General features: G+C 65.9%; 11 protein-coding genes and 1 pseudogene. 8 read left to right on the top strand and 4 right to left on the bottom strand.

Annotation, left to right across the window (positions count from 1 at the left end):
• Positions 1-78 precede the first annotated feature (78 nt).
• The gene (gene glgC / locus ACPDZI_RS12070) at positions 79-1,353 is read left to right on the top strand and encodes a glucose-1-phosphate adenylyltransferase (RefSeq protein ID WP_011706313.1); all 1,275 of its coding nucleotides are present in this window, start codon (positions 79-81) and stop codon (positions 1,351-1,353) included.
• Positions 1,354-1,430: 77 nt separating this feature from the next.
• Here the strand turns inward: glgC and ACPDZI_RS12065 are convergent, their stop codons facing one another.
• From ACPDZI_RS12065 to ACPDZI_RS12055, 3 genes are all read right to left on the bottom strand, one after another.
• Entirely contained in the window at positions 1,431-3,431 is a 2,001-nt protein-coding gene (locus tag ACPDZI_RS12065) for a hypothetical protein (RefSeq protein WP_438833191.1), read from the bottom strand.
• 146 nt (positions 3,432-3,577) lie between these two features.
• Entirely contained in the window at positions 3,578-4,129 is a 552-nt protein-coding gene (locus tag ACPDZI_RS12060; RefSeq protein WP_024944003.1) for a lipoprotein, read from the bottom strand.
• Between the two features lie 46 nt (positions 4,130-4,175).
• Positions 4,176-4,418 carry a hypothetical protein gene (locus tag ACPDZI_RS12055; RefSeq protein ID WP_438833190.1) on the bottom strand — a complete coding sequence of 81 codons (243 nt, stop codon included), beginning with the start codon at positions 4,416-4,418 and terminating at the stop codon, positions 4,176-4,178.
• Positions 4,419-4,443: 25 nt separating this feature from the next.
• Here ACPDZI_RS12055 and amoC point away from each other — a divergent pair, with 25 nt between their 5' ends.
• From amoC to amoH, 7 genes and pseudogenes are all read left to right on the top strand, one after another.
• Positions 4,444-5,631 carry an amonabactin biosynthesis isochorismate synthase AmoC gene (gene amoC, locus ACPDZI_RS12050; RefSeq protein ID WP_438833189.1) on the top strand — a complete coding sequence of 396 codons (1,188 nt, stop codon included), beginning with the start codon at positions 4,444-4,446 and terminating at the stop codon, positions 5,629-5,631.
• 76 nt (positions 5,632-5,707) lie between these two features.
• Positions 5,708-7,368 (top strand): annotated as a pseudogene (gene amoE / locus ACPDZI_RS12045) (amonabactin biosynthesis (2,3-dihydroxybenzoyl)adenylate synthase AmoE).
• Between the two features lie 24 nt (positions 7,369-7,392).
• Positions 7,393-8,304: an amonabactin biosynthesis bifunctional protein AmoB gene (amoB, locus tag ACPDZI_RS12040; protein WP_438833188.1), complete on the top strand. Its 912-nt coding sequence runs from the start codon at positions 7,393-7,395 to the stop codon at positions 8,302-8,304.
• Positions 8,301-11,390, top strand: coding sequence for an amonabactin biosynthesis non-ribosomal peptide synthetase AmoF (gene amoF, locus ACPDZI_RS12035; RefSeq protein WP_438833187.1), 3,090 nt, complete (start codon positions 8,301-8,303; stop codon positions 11,388-11,390). The genes amoB and amoF overlap by 4 nt, the downstream gene beginning before the upstream one ends.
• Positions 11,391-11,410: 20 nt before the next feature.
• Positions 11,411-12,160 carry an amonabactin biosynthesis protein AmoA gene (amoA, locus tag ACPDZI_RS12030; protein ID WP_194760527.1) on the top strand — a complete coding sequence of 250 codons (750 nt, stop codon included), beginning with the start codon at positions 11,411-11,413 and terminating at the stop codon, positions 12,158-12,160.
• A gap of 14 nt (positions 12,161-12,174) precedes the next feature.
• Positions 12,175-18,468, top strand: a complete 6,294-nt coding sequence (gene amoG / locus ACPDZI_RS12025; RefSeq protein WP_438833186.1) for an amonabactin biosynthesis non-ribosomal peptide synthetase AmoG — start codon at positions 12,175-12,177, stop codon at positions 18,466-18,468.
• Positions 18,465-20,009, top strand: a complete 1,545-nt coding sequence (gene amoH, locus ACPDZI_RS12020; protein ID WP_438833185.1) for an amonabactin biosynthesis glycine adenylation protein AmoH — start codon at positions 18,465-18,467, stop codon at positions 20,007-20,009. Before amoG ends, amoH begins: the two co-directional genes overlap by 4 nt.
• A 67-nt stretch (positions 20,010-20,076) precedes the next feature.
• Here amoH and ACPDZI_RS12015 read toward each other — a convergent pair whose 3' ends face one another.
• On the bottom strand, positions 20,077-21,021 hold the full coding sequence (locus ACPDZI_RS12015; RefSeq protein WP_017765822.1) for an amonabactin ABC transporter substrate-binding protein: 945 nt from the start codon (positions 21,019-21,021) through the stop codon (positions 20,077-20,079).
• Positions 21,022-21,054: the final 33 nt, after the last annotated feature.

Here is a 21,054-nt window from a genome sequence, read left to right as displayed (position 1 = left end):
GTGAGTGAAACCACTTTCATGGCGCCGGAAACAGGCGAAGATGAATCGAAAATGGACCAAAACAAGGCAGAGGTAATTATGTTGTTAGAACCCGTAAATACTGCCAAAGCACGGCAACTATTGAACCAGAGTATGGCCTTGGTGCTCGCGGGGGGACGGGGCAGTCGCCTGAAGCAGTTGACCGACAACCGCGCCAAGCCTGCCGTCCATTTTGGCGGCAAGTTCCGCATCATCGACTTCGTGCTCTCCAACTGCATCAACTCCGGCATTCGCCGGGTCGGGGTGGTGACCCAGTACAAGTCCCACAGCCTGCTGCGCCACCTGCAATCGGGCTGGTCCTTCCTGCGCTACCAGATGAACGAGTTCATCGACTTGTTGCCCGCCCAGCAGCGGGTGGACGAGGTGCACTGGTATCGCGGCACCGCCGACGCCATCTACCAGAACGTCGACATCATCCGTGACTACGGCCCCAAATACATAGTGGTGCTGGCGGGGGATCACATCTACAAGATGGACTACGCCGCCATGCTGCTCGATCACGTGCGCCTCGGCGCCAAGGTGACGGTGGCCTGCATCGAGGTGCCGCGCGCGGAGGCCTCCGCCTTCGGGGTGATGGACATCGACGAGCAGCGCAAGATCCGCGCCTTCGTGGAGAAGCCGGCCAATCCGCCCGCCATGCCGGGCAACGAGAACGTCTCCCTGGCCTCCATGGGCATCTACATCTTCGAGGCGGAGTACCTCTATCAGCTGCTGGAAGAGGACATTCACAATCAGGAATCCAAACACGATTTCGGCATGGACGTGATCCCGCGCATCGTGGGAGAGGGCAAGGCGTTTGCCCACCCGTTCACCATGTCCTGCGTGGGGGCCAAGGAGGGGCAGAAACCCTACTGGCGCGACGTGGGTACCCTGGATTCGTTCTGGGAGGCCAACATGGATCTCGCCTCCGTGGTGCCCGAGCTCGACATCTATGACGAGAACTGGCCCATCTGGACCAGCCAGACCATGACGCCGCCGGCCAAGTTCGTGCAGGACAGAAACGGCCAGCACGGCATGACCATCAACTCCATGTTCGCGGGGGGCTCGATCGTCAGCGGCTCCTTCGTGCTCAACTCCGTGCTGTTCACCCATGTGCGGGTGCACTCCTTCTGCACCCTGGATCAGGCCATCATTTTCCCCGGCGTCGAGATTGGCTCGGGTTGCCGGTTGCGGCGGGTGGTGGTGGACAAGGGCTGCAAGCTGCCCGACGGGCTGGTGGTGGGGGAGAACGCCGACGAGGACAGCCGCCGCTTCTATCGCTCCGAGCAGGGTATCGTGCTGGTGACCAAGGAGATGCTGGCCAAACTGGGGTGATGTCATGCCCAACGCCAGACGCCACAACTAAAAAGGGAGCCGATATGGCTCCCATTTTCTATTCAGCGAGTGGCTGATTATTTTTCGGTGATCAGCGCCTTGGCGGCCATCACCATGGCGGTGCCGTGCTTGCCACCGGCGGCGGTCACTTGCGGGACGCCATCTTCGTCGGTGTCACCACCGGCCCCTTCGATGACGTTCTCGCCGGAGTCGCCGATCCACTCGGCCATCTGCATGCCGCCGTTGACGGTGCCACGGAACCAGCTCACGTAGCGCTGGGTCAGCTGGGCCAGCTCCAGCGCCGGGGCCTTCTCGCCGCCTTCGTTGCGCAGGTTCAGCATGGCGGAGCGCAGGGCGCCGGAGATGGCGGCCTGGGTCCAGGGGGTGTATTCACCCTGCTTGCCGGCGAGCCAGGTACCAGCCTTGGCACTGAAGTAGGCCTTATCGGCGGCGATGAACAGCTCGCGCGCCGCCGTGCGGTACTTGGCATCCGAGGTCGCCAGGAAGGCGGCGGTCAGGCCGCGGATGGCGGCAAACTGCGCGTCGATGGACTGGCCGGCATCGAGCTTGCCACCCAGGGTGATCCCATCGTGCACCAGCCCATTCTTGCCCTTGAGATTGGCCAGGATGAAATCTGCCTGCTGGCGAATGAGCACCAGCGCCTGCTGGCCCTGAGCGGTTTTCAGGTTCAGCTCGCCATTGTCACCGGCGGCGTAGCCGACCGGCAGCGCATCCTGGGCACGCTGGAAGATCTGCAGGGCGACCAGGCTGTAGGCAGCGTCAAAAGTGGTGACGTGCTTGCCCTGTTTGCCTGACTGCCAGCTGTCCACCAGGGTGCCGGCCTTGGGTTCGAAGTGCAGGGCATTGAGGTTCTTGAACACCATGCCGGAGAGGTTCAGCGCCAGGGAGAAGGCATCGTCACCCGCCACCAGCTTGGCGGCATCGCTGCCCTTGTTGGCGGCCGGTGCAGCGGCGAACGGGGCACCGTCGAACACGGCGTGGAAGGCCGGGTTCTGGTTGGTGTTGGCGCTGCGCTGATCGGTGAAGGCGTAGAACTCGGAGAGCGGCCACAGCATCATCCAGGCGTCGCGCAGCTGGGCGGAGCCGTCCACCACCTCGAGCTTGCCGATGGCGCCAACGTCATTCTTGCCAGTCTCGGTCACTTTCACCTGATGGGGGAAGTAGACGATACCCTTGGCCGGATCGTACTGCGGGGTGATCTTGGCGCCCAGCTGCTTGCCGTCAAAGCCGAGCTGACCCTGCAGGATGGCCAGCTTGTCGATGGACTGCTCGGTCAGCATCATGCCGTTGAAGCCGTCGGCGGCAGAGACCCCCAGCTTGTGCTTGCCGTCCTGATCCATGGTGGCGGACGCGGCTTCCACCTCTTCATCGGTCTCGGCCACGTGCATGCCGCCGAGGAAGTCCTGGGACCACATCACCTCTTTGAGCAGGATGCCGCCCACGGCCGCCGGCACCAGCAGGTTGTCACTGCCGCTCCAGCGCAGGGTGGCGTAGTCGCGGAAGTAGGCAGGCACCTGGGTCTTGACGCTCTTCTCGTTGCCCTTGGCGGTCTTGATGGTGATCTGGTCGCCGTTGACCGGGGTGGCGTTGACTGCTTGCGCGAACTCCGGGTTGGCAGAGGAGTAGGGCAGGGAGAGGGGGTACATGCCCTGTGGCACTTCATCGGCCGGGAAACCGACCGCATCGGCCATGGCCAGCACCCGCTGGCCGAGGGAGGCCATGGTGCCGCCGCGAGCCTGGTTTTGCGGCCCGTTCACCAGATGGGGACCCATGCCGGATTGGTAGTTGAGGGCGTACATCGCCTCTTCGGAGTATTCGTAGGATTCGATGCCGGCGGCGAAGTCGAACGGCGTCGGCTCATCGGCGCGGTTGGCGTCCAGCACATCCAGATCCAGACCGAGGGCCTCGGCCAGCGGCTCGCCGGAGAGTTCGAATTCGGTGTAGGCCAGCATGTTGGCGGCGGTGTTGAATGTCTTGTCTTCTACCTTGACGGCGGCGTGTGCGGCGCCACTCAGGATCGCGCAGGCGATCGCCTGGACCAGTACGGTTTTTCTCATGTCCCTTCTCACCATATGTTTGATTTTATTATGACGCTTCTCATGAATCTAAATGAGAATGGTGTGCATTATGAGGCAAAGGGGGGAGCTTGAGAAGAAAAAAACCGCGCCCCTGGAGTTGAAGAGAAGAGGGGCGCGGTTGGGGGTCAGAGCAGTTTGAAGGGGATGACCAGCCGGCCGGGCTCCACCTTGAGCGCCTCGACTTTATCCTTGATCCTGGCTTCGTTCTTGCGACTGCCGTCAAGCCGGTAGACGGGGGTCTGGGAGAGGAACAGCGAGAGCGACTGGTTGAAGGTGGGCAGCAGTGGGGTGAGGGCGGTGCCCACGTCGGCTGGCTCGGTCTTGACCGAGATGAGCTCGAGATCGCGCAGGTAGATGGCGCCCTGCTCGGCCACGTAGTCGGGACGGGCGCTCAGGGAGAGGCGGATCTTCATCTGCTGGCTGCCAAGGGGGCTCGCCACCTGCAGATCGCCGGCGGCATCCAGTTCGACCCGGTCGGCCTGGCGGCGACCGATGCGGCTTTGCATCTCATCGAGGCGGATCTTGCTCGACATGATGCCGGGGATCCCCAGCTGCTTTTCGAAGGCGACCCTCTCTTTGAGGTATTGATTGATCTCCCCTTCGCTAACGTTGTACTGGGTGAGTGAACAGGCGGCCAGCAGCAGGCTGAGGGGGAGCAGAAGCAGGTGCTTTAACATCGAGGATCCCGTGGGTTGAGGCAATGGTCGTAAAGATGGCGCCATCTTAGGGGGAAATGGCGTTCGCTGCCAGCGTGGGCGGCGAGCCCGCGGTTTTTGTCGCAGCCTCATATGGGGGGTTGGCTGCGGTGCTCATACGGGCAAGGCTGGCTGGACCTGCACGGCGGGCCAAGACGGGCAATATCCACAGATAAGTTCCAGTTTTATCGGCATAAAAATCCCATTGACCGGAGGATTTCAAAGCGAGTATTTTACCGCCGCACAAATACAAATTGATAATCATTATCATTTTGAATCATGTTTGAGGGTGTACCGTGGATACTCTTGTGATGGAAAATAGCGCGCCTGCCCAGGCTGCGTCTTCGCCCGAATTCTTGTTTACCTCGGGTCAGGGCACGCTCAGTGCCACTGACCTGGGCCAGCCTATCACCACCCCCGCCTGTGAATGGCCTTTGCTGGAACAACAGATTGCCGACGCGCTGGCAGCGGCCAGCGCCGCCGGCCAGAGCAACCCCCTGCTGATCGGTGCCTTTGCGTTCGATCCGGCGGAGGCCTCCTGCCTCTATGTGCCCGGCCGCTATAAGCGGGGCGATAAACTGGCCCCGACAGAGCCGTCATCGGTGACCGCGGCCGAGCAGGCCGTCGAGGCCAACCGGGTCATCTCGGTGCGGAGCACCCCGCCGGCCAGCGAATTCCAGGCCTCGGTCAGCGCGGCGCTGGATGCGTTTGCACAAGGCCGGCTCGCCAAGGTGGTGCTGTCGCGCAAACTCACTCTTACCCTGCACCAGCCCGCCGACCCTAAGCAGGTGATGGCCCGTTTGATGGCCCAGAATCCCCACGCATTCCACTTCTCCCTGCCGCTCGGCCAGGGTCGCCGCCTGCTGGGCGCAAGCCCCGAGCTGCTGCTGCGGGTTAGCGGGGGAGAGGTGTTCACCCATCCGTTGGCGGGCTCCGCCAGACGGGCGAGCGAACCGGCGCAAGACGAAATGGTGGCCCGGGATCTGCTGGCTTCTCGCAAGGATCAGCATGAACATCGCCTCGTGATCGACGAGATCCGCCGAGTGCTGACCCCCCACTGCCGCGAGCTGGCGATCCCCGCTCATCCCTCCCTGATGAGCACGGATACCCTCTGGCATCTGGGCACCCCCATCGCTGGCCGGCTCAATGGCGGCGAGGCATCGGTGCTCTCCTTGGCCTGCCAGCTGCATCCCACCCCGGCCCTGTGCGGCTATCCCACCGATCTGGCCCGCCAGTTCATCCGCGAGCAGGAGCCCTTCCGGCGCGCCCTGTTCAGCGGCATCGTTGGCTGGTGCGACAGCCAGGGCAACGGCGAGTGGGCCGTGGTGATCCGCTGCGGCGTGCTCGATGGCCATCAGGTCGAGCTGTTTGCTGGCGCCGGTATCGTCGCGGGCTCGGATCCCGCCATGGAGTGGGCCGAGACCGGCACCAAGCTGGGCACCATGCTCAAGGCACTGGGCCTGGATTTGGAGGTAGCGCAATGACGCAGCTTCAATATCTGGGCTGGCAGAGTGGACAGCCGAATCTGGAAGCCCTGGGCCTGAGTCCGGAGGTGGCGCAATGAGCCAATTCAACCGCTTCCTGCCCTATACCCGCTGGCCCGACGAATTGGCCCAGCGTTACCGCGCCAAGGGTTATTGGCGCGGCGAGCCGCTGACCGCCATGCTGGCGCGTCAGTGCGAGCTGGCACCTGACGTCGAGGCCATCCTCTGCGGCGAGCGGCGCTTCAGCTATCGCGAGCTGGACGCCGCCTCGAGCCGGCTGGCCGCCAATCTGGCCCGCCACGGCCTGGGGGTGGGGGATACCGCACTGGTGCAACTCCCCAACGTGGCCGAGTTCTATCTGGTGTTCTTCGCCCTGCTTAAAGCCGGCATCGCGCCGGTCAACGCGCTCTTTAGCCACAACCGGCTGGAGCTCCTCTCTTATGCCGAGCAGATCACTCCGCGCCTCTTTATCGGCTCGCTGGCCCATCCGCTGTTTGCGAGCAAGGAGCGCGAGAGCGAGCTGCTGACAACCATCGGCGCCGAGCTGGTGCTGCTGGATGGCGATGGGGGGAGCTGGGGCTGACCCACTGGTTGACGAAGGGGGATGAGAGTGAGCCAGTGAAATATGGCCCGACCCCGGCGGACGAGGTGGCCTTCTTCCAGCTCTCCGGTGGCAGCACCGGTACCCCCAAGCTCATCCCCCGCACCCACGACGATTACCTGTACAGCGTGCGCCGCAGCAACGAAATTTGCGGCCTCGGCCCCCATACCCGCTATCTGTGCGCCCTGCCGGCGCCCCACAACTTCCCCCTGAGCTCCCCGGGCGCTCTGGGGGTATTCGAGGCGGGCGGCACCGTGGTGCTCGCACCCGATCCCAGCCCCATCAGCTGTTTCCCGCTGATTGCCCGCCACCGGGTCAATCTCACCTCGCTGGTGCCGCCGGCGGTCTCGCTCTGGCTGCAGGCAGCGGAAGCGGATCCCACCGCGCGCACTCAGCTCGAGAGCCTCGACTTGCTGCAAGTGGGGGGCGCCAAGCTGGGAGAAGCGGTCGCCAGCAAGATTGGGCCGCTGCTGGGCTGCCGGCTGCAGCAGGTGTTCGGCATGGCGGAAGGGCTGGTCAACTACACTCGGCTCTCTGATCCCGACGAGAAGGTGATCCATACCCAGGGCCGCCCCATGAGCCCGGACGACGAGGTGCGCATCCTCGATGAGGCGGGCAATCCGGTTGCCCCCGGCGAGCCTGGTGCCCTGCACACCCGCGGCCCCTATACCTTCCGCGGCTACTACCAGAGCCCGGCCCACAACGCCCGGGTGTTCGATGGCGAGGGTTTCTACTGCTCCGGCGATCTGGTGGTACAGGATGCCGATGGTTATCTCACCGTGGTGGGGCGGCAGAAGGATCAGATCAACCGGGGCGGCGAGAAGATCGCGGCGGAAGAGGTGGAAAACCAGCTGCTGCACCACCCTGCCATCACCCATGCGGCCCTGGTCTCCATGCCCGACAGCGCCATGGGGGAGAAGAGCTGCGCCTTTATCGTCAGCACGGATCCCGCCTTGAAGCCGCTGGCCTTGCGCAAGTTTCTGCGCGAGCGCGGGGTGGCGGACTTCAAGCTGCCCGACCGTTTCGAAACTCTGGACGCCCTGCCCATGACGGCGGTGGGCAAGATTGACAAGCAGGGGCTGCGGGCACGCATTGCGCACGCCATCGCCGCCAACCAGCCCCTGACAACAGCATAAAACTAAAAAAGGAATCATGACGTTATGGCTATCCCAACCCTGAACAATTACGCCATGCCCAGCCAGTGGAAGGCCAACAAGGTCAACTGGTCTCTGGATCCCAAACGCGCCGCCCTGCTGATCCACGACATGCAGGAGTACTTCACCGCCTTCTATGGCGAAAACAGCCCGCTGATCGCGGCGCTCACCGAGCAGCTGGCCGCCGTGCGCAAGCAGTGCAAGGCCCTCGGCATCCCGGTCTTCTACACCGCCCAGCCCAAGGATCAATCCCCTGAAGATCGCGCCCTGCTCAACGACATGTGGGGTCCGGGTCTCAACAAGCGGCCCGAGCAGCAGCAGGTGGTGGCAGCGCTGCGCCCGGAGCGTGACGACACTGTGCTGGTCAAGTGGCGTTACAGCGCCTTCCAGCGCTCCGAGCTGGAGCAGATGCTCAAAGCGCTGGGGCGAGATCAGCTGATCATCGGCGGCATCTACGGCCATATTGGCTGCATGATGACCGCCTGCGACGCCTTCATGCGCGACATCCAGCCCTTCTTCCTGGCGGACGGGGTGGCGGACTTCTCCCTGGCCGACCACCAGATGGCGCTCGACTACGTGGCGACCCGTTGCGGCAAGGTGATCCGCTGCGAGGAGGTGCTGGCCCTTGCCCCGGCTTCCGCTTCTGCCGCCCAGCCCACCAATCCCTTGCTGACGTATGAGGGGCTCAAGGCGCGGCTGCTGAGTCATATCGACGAGGATGAAGGGGAGTTTGACCCCGACGAGAACCTCATCGACTACGGTCTGGATTCGGTGCGGATCATGGCCCTGCTCACCGAGTGGCGCGCCGCCGGGGTGGAGCTTGGCTTCGTGGATCTCGCCAAGCTGCCGACCCTCAACGGCTGGTGGCGCCTCATCGAGGCCAGGCTGGCAGCCCAGGCGCTGGAGGTGGCCCCATGAACCGCTTCCCCTTGACCATCCCCCAGCAGGGGCTCTGGTCCGGACATCTGCTCAATGACGACAAGGCGATGTTCAACACCGCCGAGTGCATCGCCTTCGACGGCAAGGTCGAGGCGGCCGTGCTGACCGCGGCCCTTGCCAAGGCGGTGGGGGAGTGCGAGGCACTCAAGGGCCACTTCGAGCAGGACGGAGAGGCGGTCTGCTTCGTCTCGCATGAGCTGCCCCTGGCCTATGAAGAGGTCTCCCTCGAGCGCGATGACGAGACGCTGGCCCGCGCCTGGGCCTGGGCCGATCTGCGCCGCCCGTTCGAGCTGACCCAAGAGGCGCCCTGCCGCTTCGCCCTTTTGCGCGGCCCCGGCCGCGATTATCTCTACAGCTGCGTGCACCACATCGCCCTCGACGGCTTTGGCACCACCTTGCTGTTCCAGCGCATCGCCGAACTGTATGCAGAGGGGCTGGCCGGTGAGATGAACTCCCCATCGCCTTTTGGCTCGTTGGCTGAGGTGCTGGCAGAAGAGGCGAGCCGCGAGCAGAGCGGCAAGAACGCCGCCGCCCGCGCCTTCTGGCAGGAGCAGCTGCAAGCCTGGCCCGAGGTGAAGTCCTTTGGCGAGACCCGCGCACCGATTGCCGCCGAATTTATCCGCGAGAGCCGTCCGCTGCCGGCGGCGCTGTGGCAATCCCTGACCGGCTTTGCCGACGAGCATAAGCTGGGCTGGCCCGATCTGCTGCTGGCCGGCCTCTCTGCCCAGCTGTCGCTGTCGAGCGGCCAGGATAAGACCCTGCTCGGCCTGATGATGATGAACCGCATCGGCTCGGCGTCGCTGACCGTGCCCTGCATGCAGATGAACATTACCCCGCTGGCGCTGACTCTGGGTGAAGAACTGGATCTGGCGGGGGCTGCTGGCGCCGTGGCCAAGGCCAAGCGCGGGGTGCGCAAGCACCAGCACTACCGCTACGAGCTGCTGCGCCGCGACCTTGGCCTGGTGGGGGGCGACAAGCGCCTGTTCGGTCCGCTGGTCAACATCATGCCGTTTGATCACGCTCGCCGCTTCGGGCCGCTATCTGCCCATATTCTCAACATCAGCGCCGGCCCGGTGGAGGATCTCACCATCGAGGTGCAGGTCGGCGTCGATGGCCAGCCCAGACTGGATCTGGACGCCAACCCCGGCTGCTACCAGCAGGGGGAGCTGGCGGCCATCGCCGATACCCTGTTTGCCCTGCTGGGACGCTGGCTGGCCAAGCCCGCCCAGACCCTGGGTGCGCTCAAGGCCGACTGGCTGGCCGAGCAGCGAGCCAGCGCCCTGATCGCCGGCCCCGCCCATGAAGTGATCAAGACACGGTCGGTGCTGGAGGCGCTCTGCCACTTCGCCGCCCAGACCCCGGACAAGATCGCGCTGGAGCAGGGAGAGGCCCGCTTCAGCTACGAGGCGCTGCTGGCCAGATCTGAACAGATGGCGGCCGCTCTGCAGGCCGCAGGCGTCGCCCCCGGCGACAAGGTGGGGGTCATGCTGGCCCGCACCCCCCAGGCCATCTTCGCCCAGCTGGCGGTGCTGCTGGCGGGCGCCGTCTACGTGCCCCTCGACCCTGAGCAGCCGCTGGAGCGTCAGGGCCATATCCTGCGGCTGGGGGAGGTCAAGACCCTGATCACCCAGGCTGAGTACCGCCACAAGCTGGCCAGCCTGTTTGAGGGGCGCACGCTCCTGGCGGGGGATCTGGTGAGCGATAACCGCTTGAACCAGCCGGCCGCCGGCCGCATCGTCGCCTACCTGATGTTCACCTCGGGCTCGACCGGCCTGCCCAAGGGGGTGGCGGTGAGCCACGGCGCGCTGGATCACTTCGCCGCCGCCGCCCGCTGCCGTTATCACCTGGATGAAGAGGCGCGGATGTTGCAATTCGCCCCCTTCAACTTCGACGCCAGCATCGAGGAGGTGTTCGCCACCCTGAGCGCCGGTGCCACCCTGGTGCTGCGCACCGACGCCCTGCTCGAATCCATGTCCGCCTTTGCGGCCGGGGTGGAGCAGATGGGGATCACCCACCTCGACCTGCCCACCGCGTTCTGGAACGAGTGGGTGGTGGCGCTGACGGCGGGTCAGGCCCATATCCCTGCCAATCTGGCCACCGTCATCATCGGCGGCGAGGCAGTCTACCCCGAGCAGCTGGCCCAGTGGCAGCGTCAGGGCCGCTCCGATGTGCGCCTGTTCAACACCTACGGCCCCACCGAGACCACAGTGGTGGTGACCACCCAGGAGCTGCAGCAGGAAGATCCGAGCCAGGCCCAGTTGCCCATCGGCCTGCCGCTGGCCGGCATGCTGGCGCTCGTTCTGGGGGCGGGGGAGCAACCCGCGGAGGAAGGGGAGCTGGTTCTGCTCGGCCCGCAACTTGCCAACGGCTACGTGGGCGGCGTGCAAGGGAGTTTCGGCACCCTGAAGGTCGGCGAGCAAGAGCTGCCCGTCTATCGCACCGGCGATCGGGTGCGCCTGGTGGCTGGCCGGCTGGTCTACCTCGGTCGGCGCGACAACGAATTCAAGATAAGCGGCTATCGCATCCAGCCCGGCGAGGTGGAGGCCCAGCTGCTGGCCCTGCCGGGGGTGGATGAGGCCTGCGTGCAGGGGGTGAGCATCGGCAGCGTGCGCCGGCTGGTGGCCTTCGTGGCGGGGTCGGAGCGCGACAGCCGGGTCATCAAGGCGCAGCTGGCCAGGGTGCTGCCTGCCGCCATGATCCCCACCGACTATCGCCACTATGACCAGCTGCCCCGCACCGGCTCCAACAAGCTGGATCGCAAGGCCCTGCTGGCCGCCTACCAGGCGGGGGGCGAAGCCCTGACCCTGGGCAGCGAGACCGAGAACCGGGTCGGCGCCATCTGGCAGCAGATCCTGGGGCTCGCCACCATGGCGCCCACCGACAACTTCTTCGAACTGGGGGGCCAGTCCCTGCAGACCATCCAGATCGTCAACCGGCTCGGCGCCGAGTTCGGGGTGCAGGTCAAGGTCTCCGATGTGTTCGATCACCCTCGGCTGGATGACTTCTGCCGTTTCCTCGACGGCCTGCTTGCCGAGGACGAAGAGAGCGTGGAGATGGTGTGGTGATGGATAAGGAGCAACAAGCAATGGCCTTTGATTTCACTGGCAAGCGGGTCTGGGTAACCGGGGCCGGGCGTGGCATCGGCCGCGAGGTGGCCACGCAGTTCGTGGCGGCCGGAGCAATCGTGGTGGGGCTGGATCTGGCGTTTCCCGAAGCCGATTACCCCTATGCCACCCGGCTGCTCGATATTGGCGATTCGAAGGCGGTCAACGCCTGCTGCGCAGCGCTGCTGGCAGACGGCGGGCTCGATGTGCTGGTCAACGGGGCCGGTGTGCTGCGCCTCGGCTCCACCGAGACTCTGAGCGATGACGACTGGCACGACTGCATGACGGTCAACGCCAGCGGGGTCTTCTATCTGCTGCGGGCCCTGGTGCCCCACTTCAAGGAGCAGCAGCGCGGCGCCATCGTCACCATCGGTTCCAACGCCGCCCATGTGCCGCGCATGCAGATGGCGGCCTACTGCGCCTCCAAGGCGGCGGTCACCAGCCTGACCCAGACGGTGGGGCTGGAGCTGGCCCCCTTCGGCGTGCGCGCCAACCTGGTGTCGCCGGGCTCGACGGATACCCCCATGCTGCGCGGCATGCTGCCAAGCGAGGAGGCCATGGCCCGCACCATTGCCGGGTTGCCGGAGCAGTTCAAGCTCGGCATCCCCTTGCGCAAGGTAGCCACCCCGGCGGAGATCGCCCATACCGTCCTCTTCCTGGCCTCGGATCTGGCCAGCCACATCACGCTGCAGGATCTGGTCGTCGACGGCGGCGCCACCCTGAGTGCCTGAGGCTTGAGAAACAGATGAACAATATGATTTTGCTGTTGAAACAGCTGGAACGGCAGGGAGTGAAGCTGGCTTTGAACGAGAAAGGCCAGCTTATCTCCCAGTCGAGCAAGGAGGCGGTGACGCCGGCCATCGGTGCTACCATCAAGGCCCACAAGGATGAGCTGGTGCGCTGCCTGGCGGCCCGCGCCGCCTTCGAGGCCCCTATCGCCTCCGAGGGGGCCTTGCAGGGGCCGCTCTCGTCGTCCCAGAGCGGGCTCTGGTTTATCGAGCAGTACGAGGAGGCCTCCCACCTCTACAACATGCCGGTCTATTTTCGCGTCAAGGGAGAGCTGGACACGGCGGCGCTGGAATTTGCCTTCGACCACCTGTTTTCCCGCCACCCCAGCATGCGCACCCGCTTCATCAAGGACGAGGCGGGCAGGGGGGCCCAGGAGATCCTGCCCCACACGCCCTTCACGCTGCAGATAGAGGATGTCAGCGCAGAGCCCGCTGCCGAGCGGGAGGCCTATGTGGCTCGCCGGGTGCGCGAGGAGATTGGACGTCCCTTCTCCCTGACCCAGGGGGATCTGAGCCGAGTGCATCTTATTCGGCTGGGCAGCCGCGAGCACGTACTGCTGATCACCCAGCACCACATCATTTCCGACGGCTGGTCGGTCAAGAACATGTTCGCGGATCTCAAGCGTGCCTTTCTTGCCCACCAGAACCGCGAGCCTCTGCAGGTAAGCGAGCTGCCGCTCACCTACATCGACTATGCCCGCTGGTTCAACTCACCGCGTTTTCTCGATTATCACGCCCAGTTCAAGCCGTTCTGGGTCGATCGGCTCGGTGGCAGCCCCGAGGTGCACGGTCTGCCGCTCGATAAGCCGCGCCCGGCCCATCAGGACAGCGGCGGCGAGCTGGTCTTCTCCATCATCGAGAGCGACCTGTGGGAGAGCTTCAAGCGCCTCTGCCAGCGCCACAGCACCTCCAACTTCATCGGTCTGCACGCCCTGTTTGCCTTGCTGATGGTGCGCCAGAGCGGCGAGAAGGAGGTGGTGATCGGCACCCCGCTTGCCTATCGCGAGCGTCACGAAATCGAGTCGCTGGTGGGCTTTTTCGTCAACACCCTGGTGCTGCGCACTCAACTCAGCGGCAAGCCCAGCTTTGTCGACTATCTGCAGCAGTGCCGGGAGGAGGATCTGGCGGCCTTCGATCACCAGCTCTACCGTTTCGAGGCGCTGGCCGAGGCCATCGGCGCCGATCGCACCACCGCCATCAACCCCATCTTCCAGATCATGCTGGTCTATCAGGCCAAGGTGGACTTCAACGATCTCATCCCCGGTTGCCAGCTGGTGGAGGAGACCTCGCCTGTGCTGCCGGCCAAGACCGACATCTCGGTGAAGGTGACCGAGCTGATGGACTCCGTCAGGGTGGACTGGCTGTTTGCCACCGCACTGTTCGAGCGAGAGACCATCCAGGCCTACGCCGATCGCCTGCTGCACCTGATGCGCGCCGTGGTGGCGGCCCCCGAGACCGACATCTGGCAGTTGCCGCTGGAGGCGGGCACCGACCAGGCCGCGCTGGCCGCCGAGCTTGCCGACTTGCCGCCGGATTACCCGAGCCGCGACACCCTGCTCTGTCATATCGAGCGGCGCGCTATTCAGTTGCCGGACGCGTTGGCGGTCAGCGACGGCGCGCAATCGTTGACCTATGGCGAGCTGGAGGTGCGTGCCAACCGGCTGGCCCACTGGCTGCAATCCTGTGGCGTCACCCCGGGCGCCGCCATCGGCATCCAGGCCAGGCGCGATGTCGCCTTCGTCATCGCCCTGCTCGCCTGCTGGAAGGCGGGGGCGGCCTATGTGCCGCTCGACCCTGCCTATCCCGCCGAGCGACTGGCCCATATCCTTGGCGATGCATCCATCAGCCTGGTGCTGGGTGGCGTGCCGGATCCGCGGCTTGGCGAGGCGCTGGCGGGCACGACGGCCGAATATCACGATCTGCACGGGCTGGCGCTGGACAAGATGCCAGCCAGCACGCCTGCACTGCCTCGGGACGCCGCCATGCTGGCCCAGATCATCTACACCTCCGGCAGCACCGGCCTGCCCAAGGGGGTCATGGTGGAGCAGGGCAGCCTGGTCAACCTGATGGCAGATCACGGCGATCGCATCGACCTCGATCAGAATGGCGCCATGTTCAACTGCATGTCTCTGTCGTTTGATGCGGGTAACATGACTAGCTTGCTGCCGCTCTACTGCGGCGCGGCCCTGCACTTCGGCGAGCCGGGCGAGGGGGTGATCGGTGCCGCGATCGCTTGTGGTGCCAGCCATATGATTTTGCCGACCGCCCTGCTCGCGAACCTGCTGCCACCGGCGGAACTCGGTTCCCTCAAGGCCATCGGTTTTGGCGGCGAGGCGTGCCCGAGCAGCCTGGTGGAGCGCTGGGGGGAGCGGGTGGCGCTGTTCAACATGTACGGCCCGACCGAGTGCACCGTCACCGCGCTCTGCGCGCGGCTCACCCCGGGGGCGCCCATCACCATAGGTCGACCCGTCAACCACCTGAAGGCGATGATCCTGGACGAGGCGGGCAACCTCTGCCCGGTGGGGGTGCCCGGCGAGCTTTGCCTGGCGGGGCTGGGGCTGGCCCGCGGCTATCTCAATCTGCCAGAGCGCACCCAGGAGGCTTTTATCGAGCTGGCCTTTGATGCAACGAATGAGGAACGTACCCATCGCCTCTATCGCACCGGCGATCGGGCCCTGCTGCGCCGCGACGGCAACATCCAGTATCTGGGCCGGATAGACGAGCAGATCAAGCTGCGCGGCTATCGCATCGAGCCGGGTGAGATAGAGACCCGGCTTGCCGAATTGTGCCCGGTCATCCGCCAGATCAAGGTGGTGGTGCAGGAGGGGCGCCTGCTCGCTTACGCCTGTTTGCAGGCCGGGGCGGGCGAGCCCGACGGCGATGCCCTGCTGCAGCGGGCCGGCGAGTGCCTGCCCGAATACATGGTGCCGGCGCGCCTCTGCTGGCTGCCCGAGATGCCGCTCACCCCCAACGGCAAGCTGGACTTGCGCCGACTGCCCGCCATCGTCTGGCAGCAGAGCAAGGGCGAGCCACAAAACGAACTGGAGCAGACCGTGCTCGCCATCTGGCAAGGGGTGCTCAAGCAACCGCTCGGGGTGGAGGATGACTTCTTCCGCTTAGGCGGTGACTCCATCCTCAGCATCCAGCTCACCACCCGGTTGCGGGATGCGGGATTGCACTGCAGCGTGAAGGACGTGTTCGAAGCCAAGACGGTGCGCCGCCTCTGCCGCCAGCTCGGCCAGCAGCAGGCGATCAGCCACAGGAGCGAGCAGGGCAGCCTGACCGGCGAGTTCCCGCTCCACCCCATTCAGCACTGGTTCTTCGAGCAGGGCTTTGCCAAGCCCGGTCACTGGAACCAGGGGGTGATCCTGCGCCTGCCGGCCGGGGTGGACGATGAGGACCTGCGCGGCTGGCTGAATGCCCTGCGCCAGCACCACGATGCCCTGCGCCTGGCGGTGACCCCGACTGGCCAGCGCTACCTGGCCGAACTGCCATTGCCGCCGCTGCCGACCCTGGATGCCGCCAATCTAGACGAGGCCGAACTGCAGGCCCGCCTGACCGAGCTGCAGGGAGAGCTCGACCCTGCCAGCGGCCACACCCTGGCCTGGGCCCGCCTGCGCAATCTCTCTCTGGAGGGTGAGCTTGAGGGCGAGCGCGAGACGGTGGAGGGGCTCTTCCTTGCCTTCCATCACTTGGTGATCGATGCGGTCTCCTGGCGCATTCTGGCCGAAGATCTGGCCCGGGTGAGCAGGGGCGAGCCGTTGCCCGCCAAGGGCAGCAGCTATCGCCAGTGGGGCGAGGGGCTCGCGGCCTATGCCAAACGGGAAGAGGATCAGCTTGGCTTCTGGCTGGCGCAGGGGGAAGGCAGCCAGGGTCACCTGCTGGAAGCGGCGCGCGCCGCCGATGGCCGCGCCGCCGCCAGCCTGCTGCAACTGAGTCAGGAGACCACTGCCCGGCTCATCGACACCGCCAACCAGGCCTACTTCACCCGTGTGCCCGACCTGCTGCTGGCTGCACTGACCCGTACCCTGAGCGAGCAGGGTTACGGCAGCCGTCACTGCGTGATGCTGGAAGGGCATGGCCGTGAGGCCATCGATGCCGAACTGGATGTGAGCCGTACCCTCGGCTGGTTCACCAGCACCTACCCGCTGGCGCTGGCGGATGCCGGAGCGTGGGATGCGCTGGTGTGCGCCACCAAGGAGCAGCTGCGCGCCGTGCCGGACAAGGGGGTGGGCTTCAACGCCCTGCGATTGCACCACCCACGAGGCTGGGCACTGCCCGAAGCCCTGATCGTCTTCAACTACCTGGGGGTCAGCCATCAGGGCGAGGCTGCTCAGCCCTGGCAGCCTCTGCCGCTGGCACCGGGGGCCCCCACGTCCCCTGACAACCTGCCGCGCGAGCTGGTCAGTCTGCATGGGGGCGTGTTTGATGGCCGCCTCACCCTGCGCCAGGTGGGCGCCCTCAACCAGCAGGCGAGCGACGCCCTGATGGCGCGGCTGGCGGACAACCTGACGGCGCTGGTGGAGCACTGCTGCACGGTGACGTCTCCGCGCCATACCCCGAGCGACTTCCCGGGGCTTGGCCTCTCGCAAGCCGCGCTCGATGGGGTGCTGAGCGAGCGCGAGGTGGAGACCCTGCTGCCCATGACCTCGCTTCAGCAGAGCATGTTCCATCACAGGGCGCTGCTGCCCCGAGATCACGCCTATCACCTGCAAACCGAGATGGACTATCACCAGCCGCTGGACGTGGCGGTCTACCGTCAGGCCTGGCAGGGGCAGATCGCCTGCTGGCCGGTCCTTCGCAGCGAACTGGTGCTGGCGGATGGGGTGGCGCTGCAGCGCATCTTGAAGCGCGCCGAGTTGCCATTCCACTATGAGGACTTGTCCGAGGTAGGGAATGAGGCGGGAGAGGCCGAGGCACGGGTCCAGGCCTATCGCGAGCAGGATCTGGCCCGCCCGATCCCGCTCGATCAGGCGCCCCTGCTGCGCCTTGCCTGCTTCAAATTGGCCTCCGATCACCACAAGGTGATCTTCAGCGCCCATCACGGCGTGCTGGATGGCTGGAGCGGCCCCGTGTTGCTGGGTTCTTTGCATCGCGGCTATCAGGCGCTGATGAACGGCCTGTTGCCGCAGGGCGAGCCGGATACCGCCTGGCTCGAGTTTGGCCGCCATATCGCCAGCCAAGCCCGCAGCGCCGAGGCTTACTGGCAGGGGCGGGAGGAGCTGCTAACAAAGCCTAACGATCTCGCCTGCCTGTTCGGGGTGACGCTGGACGCTCGCGCAAGCGGGCGCCATACCCAGCTGCGACCGGCGGTGTGCGCCACGGCGCTGCCGGCCGAGGTAGCGACCTTGCTCGCGCGCCGAGCCCGCGAGCTTGGCGTGACCGCGGGCCTGTTGGCCCAATATGCCTGGCACCGTCTGCTGGCACGCCGCTCTGGCGATGCCGTCACCCTGGTGGGCAACGTGACTCCGGGCCGGGATTACCCCATCGAGGGGATCACCGCAAGCGTCGGGCTCTACATCAACAGCCTGCCGTTGGCGCTTGAGTGGCGCACCGAGCTGACCCTGGCCGAGCATATCGCCCGGTTGCAGACCGACCTGATGGCACTCAATGAGCACGGCACCCAGTCGCTGGCGGCACTGACCAAAGGCCGGTCGCGTCTGTTCCAGAGTCTGTTCGTGTTTGAGAACTACCCCATGCCGGCGGCCCCTGTCGCCCCCGAGCCTCACCAGCTGGTGCCGCGCTTTGGCACCGTGGTGGAGAAGGTGGAGCTTCCTCTGTCGCTCGTGGTCAGCAGCCGGGGCGAGACGCTCCAGCTGCGCCTCGAGTTCGATGGCGAGCAGATCCCCGAGGCCCGGGCAGAGGCGGTGCTGGCCGACTGGCTGGCCGAGCTCGACTGGCTGGCGCAGGCGGACCTGAGCCAGCCGGCCAGCGTGGTGGCGACGGCACAGCCCCCGGTGATGCCGCAGGTGGCCGCCACCAGAGCTGAACCCGGCCTGACGCAACCGCCGGCCGAGGCCCGCATGTTGGTGGCCCTGTGGGAGCGCCAGTGCGGCGTGCCCGGCATCTGGCAGCAGACCCTGTGTGAACTCGGGGTGGATTCGGTGCAGCAGCTCGCCCTGCTGGCGGCCCTCAACGAGGCGTTTGGCCAGGAGCGGGTGCCACTTACCCTGCAGACCCTCAAGGCCCATCCATCCCCCTGCCGGCTCTATCGGCACTGGCTGGTGCGCCAAACGGAGGCAGCGCTATGACCGTGACCATCAAGCATGAGGCTCCGCTCGTGCAAACCCGGCCTGCCCCCCGTGAGGGGGCGGCCAATCTGGGTGCGCGGCTGGCGGCCTGTCTGGCCGCCACCCCGCTGGCCCCCGCCATTCGTATGGGCGGGGAGGGCATCAGTGAGGGCGGATCAGATGAGCAGTGGCTCAGCTACGGCGCGCTCAATGCCAGGATCGGCGAGATTGCCGCCCGATTGCAGGGGCTGGCGGTGGGGGAGCGGGTCGGCCTCTATCTCTCCCGCAGCCCCGATCTGGTGGCCAGCCTGCTAGCCTGCCTGCGGCTCGGCCTCACCTTCGTGCCCCTTGAGCCGGATTTTCCGGTGGAGCGGCTGCAGGGGATCGCCCGCCAGGCGCGCCTGTCGGCGGTGATCTGCGACGGCGACAGGCCGGCTCCCGCCTTCGGCTGTCCGCTGCGCACCCTCGATGGGCTGGCAGCGGCAGGGCCCGTTTCCTGGCCCCAGGTGGATGACGCCCTGGCCGCCTACATGATGTTTACTTCGGGCTCCACCGGCGAGCCCAAGGGGGTGGTCATCAGCCGGCGGGCCCTGCTCTGCTTCCTCGACGGGATCCGCGAGCGGCTCGGGCTCTCACCGAACTGCCACTGGCTCTTCATCACCACCCCGGCCTTCGACATCTCTCTGCTGGAGATGCTGGGGCCGCTCTGGGGCGGTGGCCGGCTCACGGTGGCCGGCGGCGAGCACAACAAGGATCCGCTGGGGATGCTGGCCCTGCTCGAGGCCGACCCCTCCATCAACTGGCTGCAGGCCACCCCGGCCTGCTGGCGCATGCTGCTCAAGGCCGGCTGGCAGGGGCGCAATACCCTCACCGCCCTGTGCGGCGGCGAGGCGCTGGACCCAGGTCTGGCCGAGCAGCTCTGTGTCCGCACCCGACAGCTGTGGAACTGCTACGGGCCGACCGAGGCCACCGTCTGGTCCCTGGTGAGCGAGGTGCGCTGGCCACCGACTGATGGCCAGATCACCATCAGCCACAGCCTGCCCGGCTATCGGCACTGGGTGCTGGACGAAGCGGGGCAGTCGGTAGCAGAGGGGGAGTGCGGCGAGCTCTGCATCGAGAGCCCGGCCCTGTGCGAGGGGTACTGGCGCAAGCCGGCCTTGACCAGCGCGGCCTTCCTGCGCCTTGCCACCCATCGCCTCTATCGCACCGGTGATCGGGTGCGGCGGCTGGGGACGGACCGTTTCCTCTATCTGGGGCGGCGCGACGATCAGGTCAAGCTGCGCGGTTTTCGCATCGAGCTCGGCGAGGTGGAGGCGGGACTGCGCCGCCAGGCCGGGGTGCAGGAGGCGGCGGTGCGTCTGGTGGGCGAGGGGGACGAGGCCATGCTGGTGGGCTACGTGGAGGCGAAAAGCGGGGTGACTCTCAATCGCCTCGCCCTGCGCAAAGGGCTGCAGGCGACGCTGCCGCACTACATGGTGCCGGCACGGCTCATCCTGCTGGATGCCCTGCCCAAAACCGGCAGCGGCAAGCTGGACAGAAAGGCGCTGCCCTTGCCCGAGTAAGTGCCGCGCAGCAGATAAAAAGAAGCCCGCATATGCGGGCTTCTTTGTGGGTACTGATCACGCGGGCTTATTGGGTGATGGGGGCCGCATCGGGTTTGGCCAGCAGCTGCTCGACGTCGTCGATCACCTTGAGGGCCGCCTGGGGGCCGCCGGTGGAGGTCCACAGGGACCCGTCCACGGCACCGAAGCGCTTGCTCTTGATGGCGCCGAGCTGCTGGAAGGCCGGGGTCTGCTCGGCCTGCTTCATGGCATCCACCGCGTCGCCGCTGGCGCTCAGGGTGCCGATCACCAGCCAGTCGCCGTCCAGCAGGTTGAGGGATTCGAGGCTCAGGGCCGGGGAGTGGGGGGTCTTGTCACCGATCTGGTGGGTCGGTCGGGTCAGCCCCATCTCTTCCACCACGCTGCTGGCGAAGGTGCCGCTGTGCATGTAGCTCGGGCCCTTGGGGTTCCAGCGCACTATGCTCAGGCGTTCGCCCTGATGCTTGGCGAGCTTGCTGCGGGCTTGCTGCAGGCGGGCATCATACTGGGCGAGGAAGGTCTTGGCTTCGGCGTCCCGGTTCAGCACGTGGGCGCTGCGATTGAAGATCTCTTTCCAGGAGTCACCCCAGTTGCCGGTAACGACGGTGGGAGCTATCTCCTTGAGCAGGGCCAGCAACTCGGGCTTGGTCTGGCCGGTGAGGATGAGATCGGGTTCCAGATCGATCAGCTTCTCCAGGTTGGGGTTGTCCAGATCGCCGACCACGGCGATCTCCTTGCCCGCCTGTTGCAGCAGGTAGCGGGGCAGGGTGGACTGGCCGCGGCCATTGACGGTGCCGACCGGTTGCAGCCCCAGGGTCAGGGCGCTGTCCAGATCGATTTCGCTCAGCACCACCACCCGCTTGGGCTGGGCCGGTACGACCTGGGTCTTGCCGTTGGCATCGGTCACCTGACGGGTCTCGCTGCCGGCCTGTGCCTGGAAGCCGACCAGGCTGGCCAGCATCAGCACGGCAGCCAGGGGAGAGGAGATCTTCATCGTTACATCCTTCTTGGTGAAATCAGTGGAACA

The organism is Aeromonas oralensis (assembly GCF_049665575.1).
GTDB classification, from domain to species: domain Bacteria; phylum Pseudomonadota; class Gammaproteobacteria; order Enterobacterales; family Aeromonadaceae; genus Aeromonas; species Aeromonas hydrophila.
The sequence above is the reverse complement of the archived record's forward strand: the minus strand, read 5'-3'. Positions and strand labels throughout refer to the sequence as shown.

Bases quoted from the DNA above. Each gene is read 5' to 3' on its own strand.
- amoB (WP_438833188.1), top strand. From the start codon at position 7,393: ATGGCTATCCCAACCCTGAACAATTACGCCATGCCCAGCCAGTGGAAG.
- amoA (WP_194760527.1), top strand. From the start codon at position 11,411: ATGGCCTTTGATTTCACTGGCAAGCGGGTCTGGGTAACCGGGGCCGGG.
- ACPDZI_RS12065 (WP_438833191.1), bottom strand. From the start codon at position 3,431: ATGAGAAAAACCGTACTGGTCCAGGCGATCGCCTGCGCGATCCTGAGT.
- glgC (WP_011706313.1), top strand. From the start codon at position 79: ATGTTGTTAGAACCCGTAAATACTGCCAAAGCACGGCAACTATTGAAC.
- ACPDZI_RS12055 (WP_438833190.1), bottom strand. From the start codon at position 4,418: ATGATAATGATTATCAATTTGTATTTGTGCGGCGGTAAAATACTCGCT.
- ACPDZI_RS12060 (WP_024944003.1), bottom strand. From the start codon at position 4,129: ATGTTAAAGCACCTGCTTCTGCTCCCCCTCAGCCTGCTGCTGGCCGCC.
- amoG (WP_438833186.1), top strand. From the start codon at position 12,175: ATGAACAATATGATTTTGCTGTTGAAACAGCTGGAACGGCAGGGAGTG.
- amoH (WP_438833185.1), top strand. From the start codon at position 18,465: ATGACCGTGACCATCAAGCATGAGGCTCCGCTCGTGCAAACCCGGCCT.
- amoF (WP_438833187.1), top strand. From the start codon at position 8,301: ATGAACCGCTTCCCCTTGACCATCCCCCAGCAGGGGCTCTGGTCCGGA.
- ACPDZI_RS12015 (WP_017765822.1), bottom strand. From the start codon at position 21,021: ATGAAGATCTCCTCTCCCCTGGCTGCCGTGCTGATGCTGGCCAGCCTG.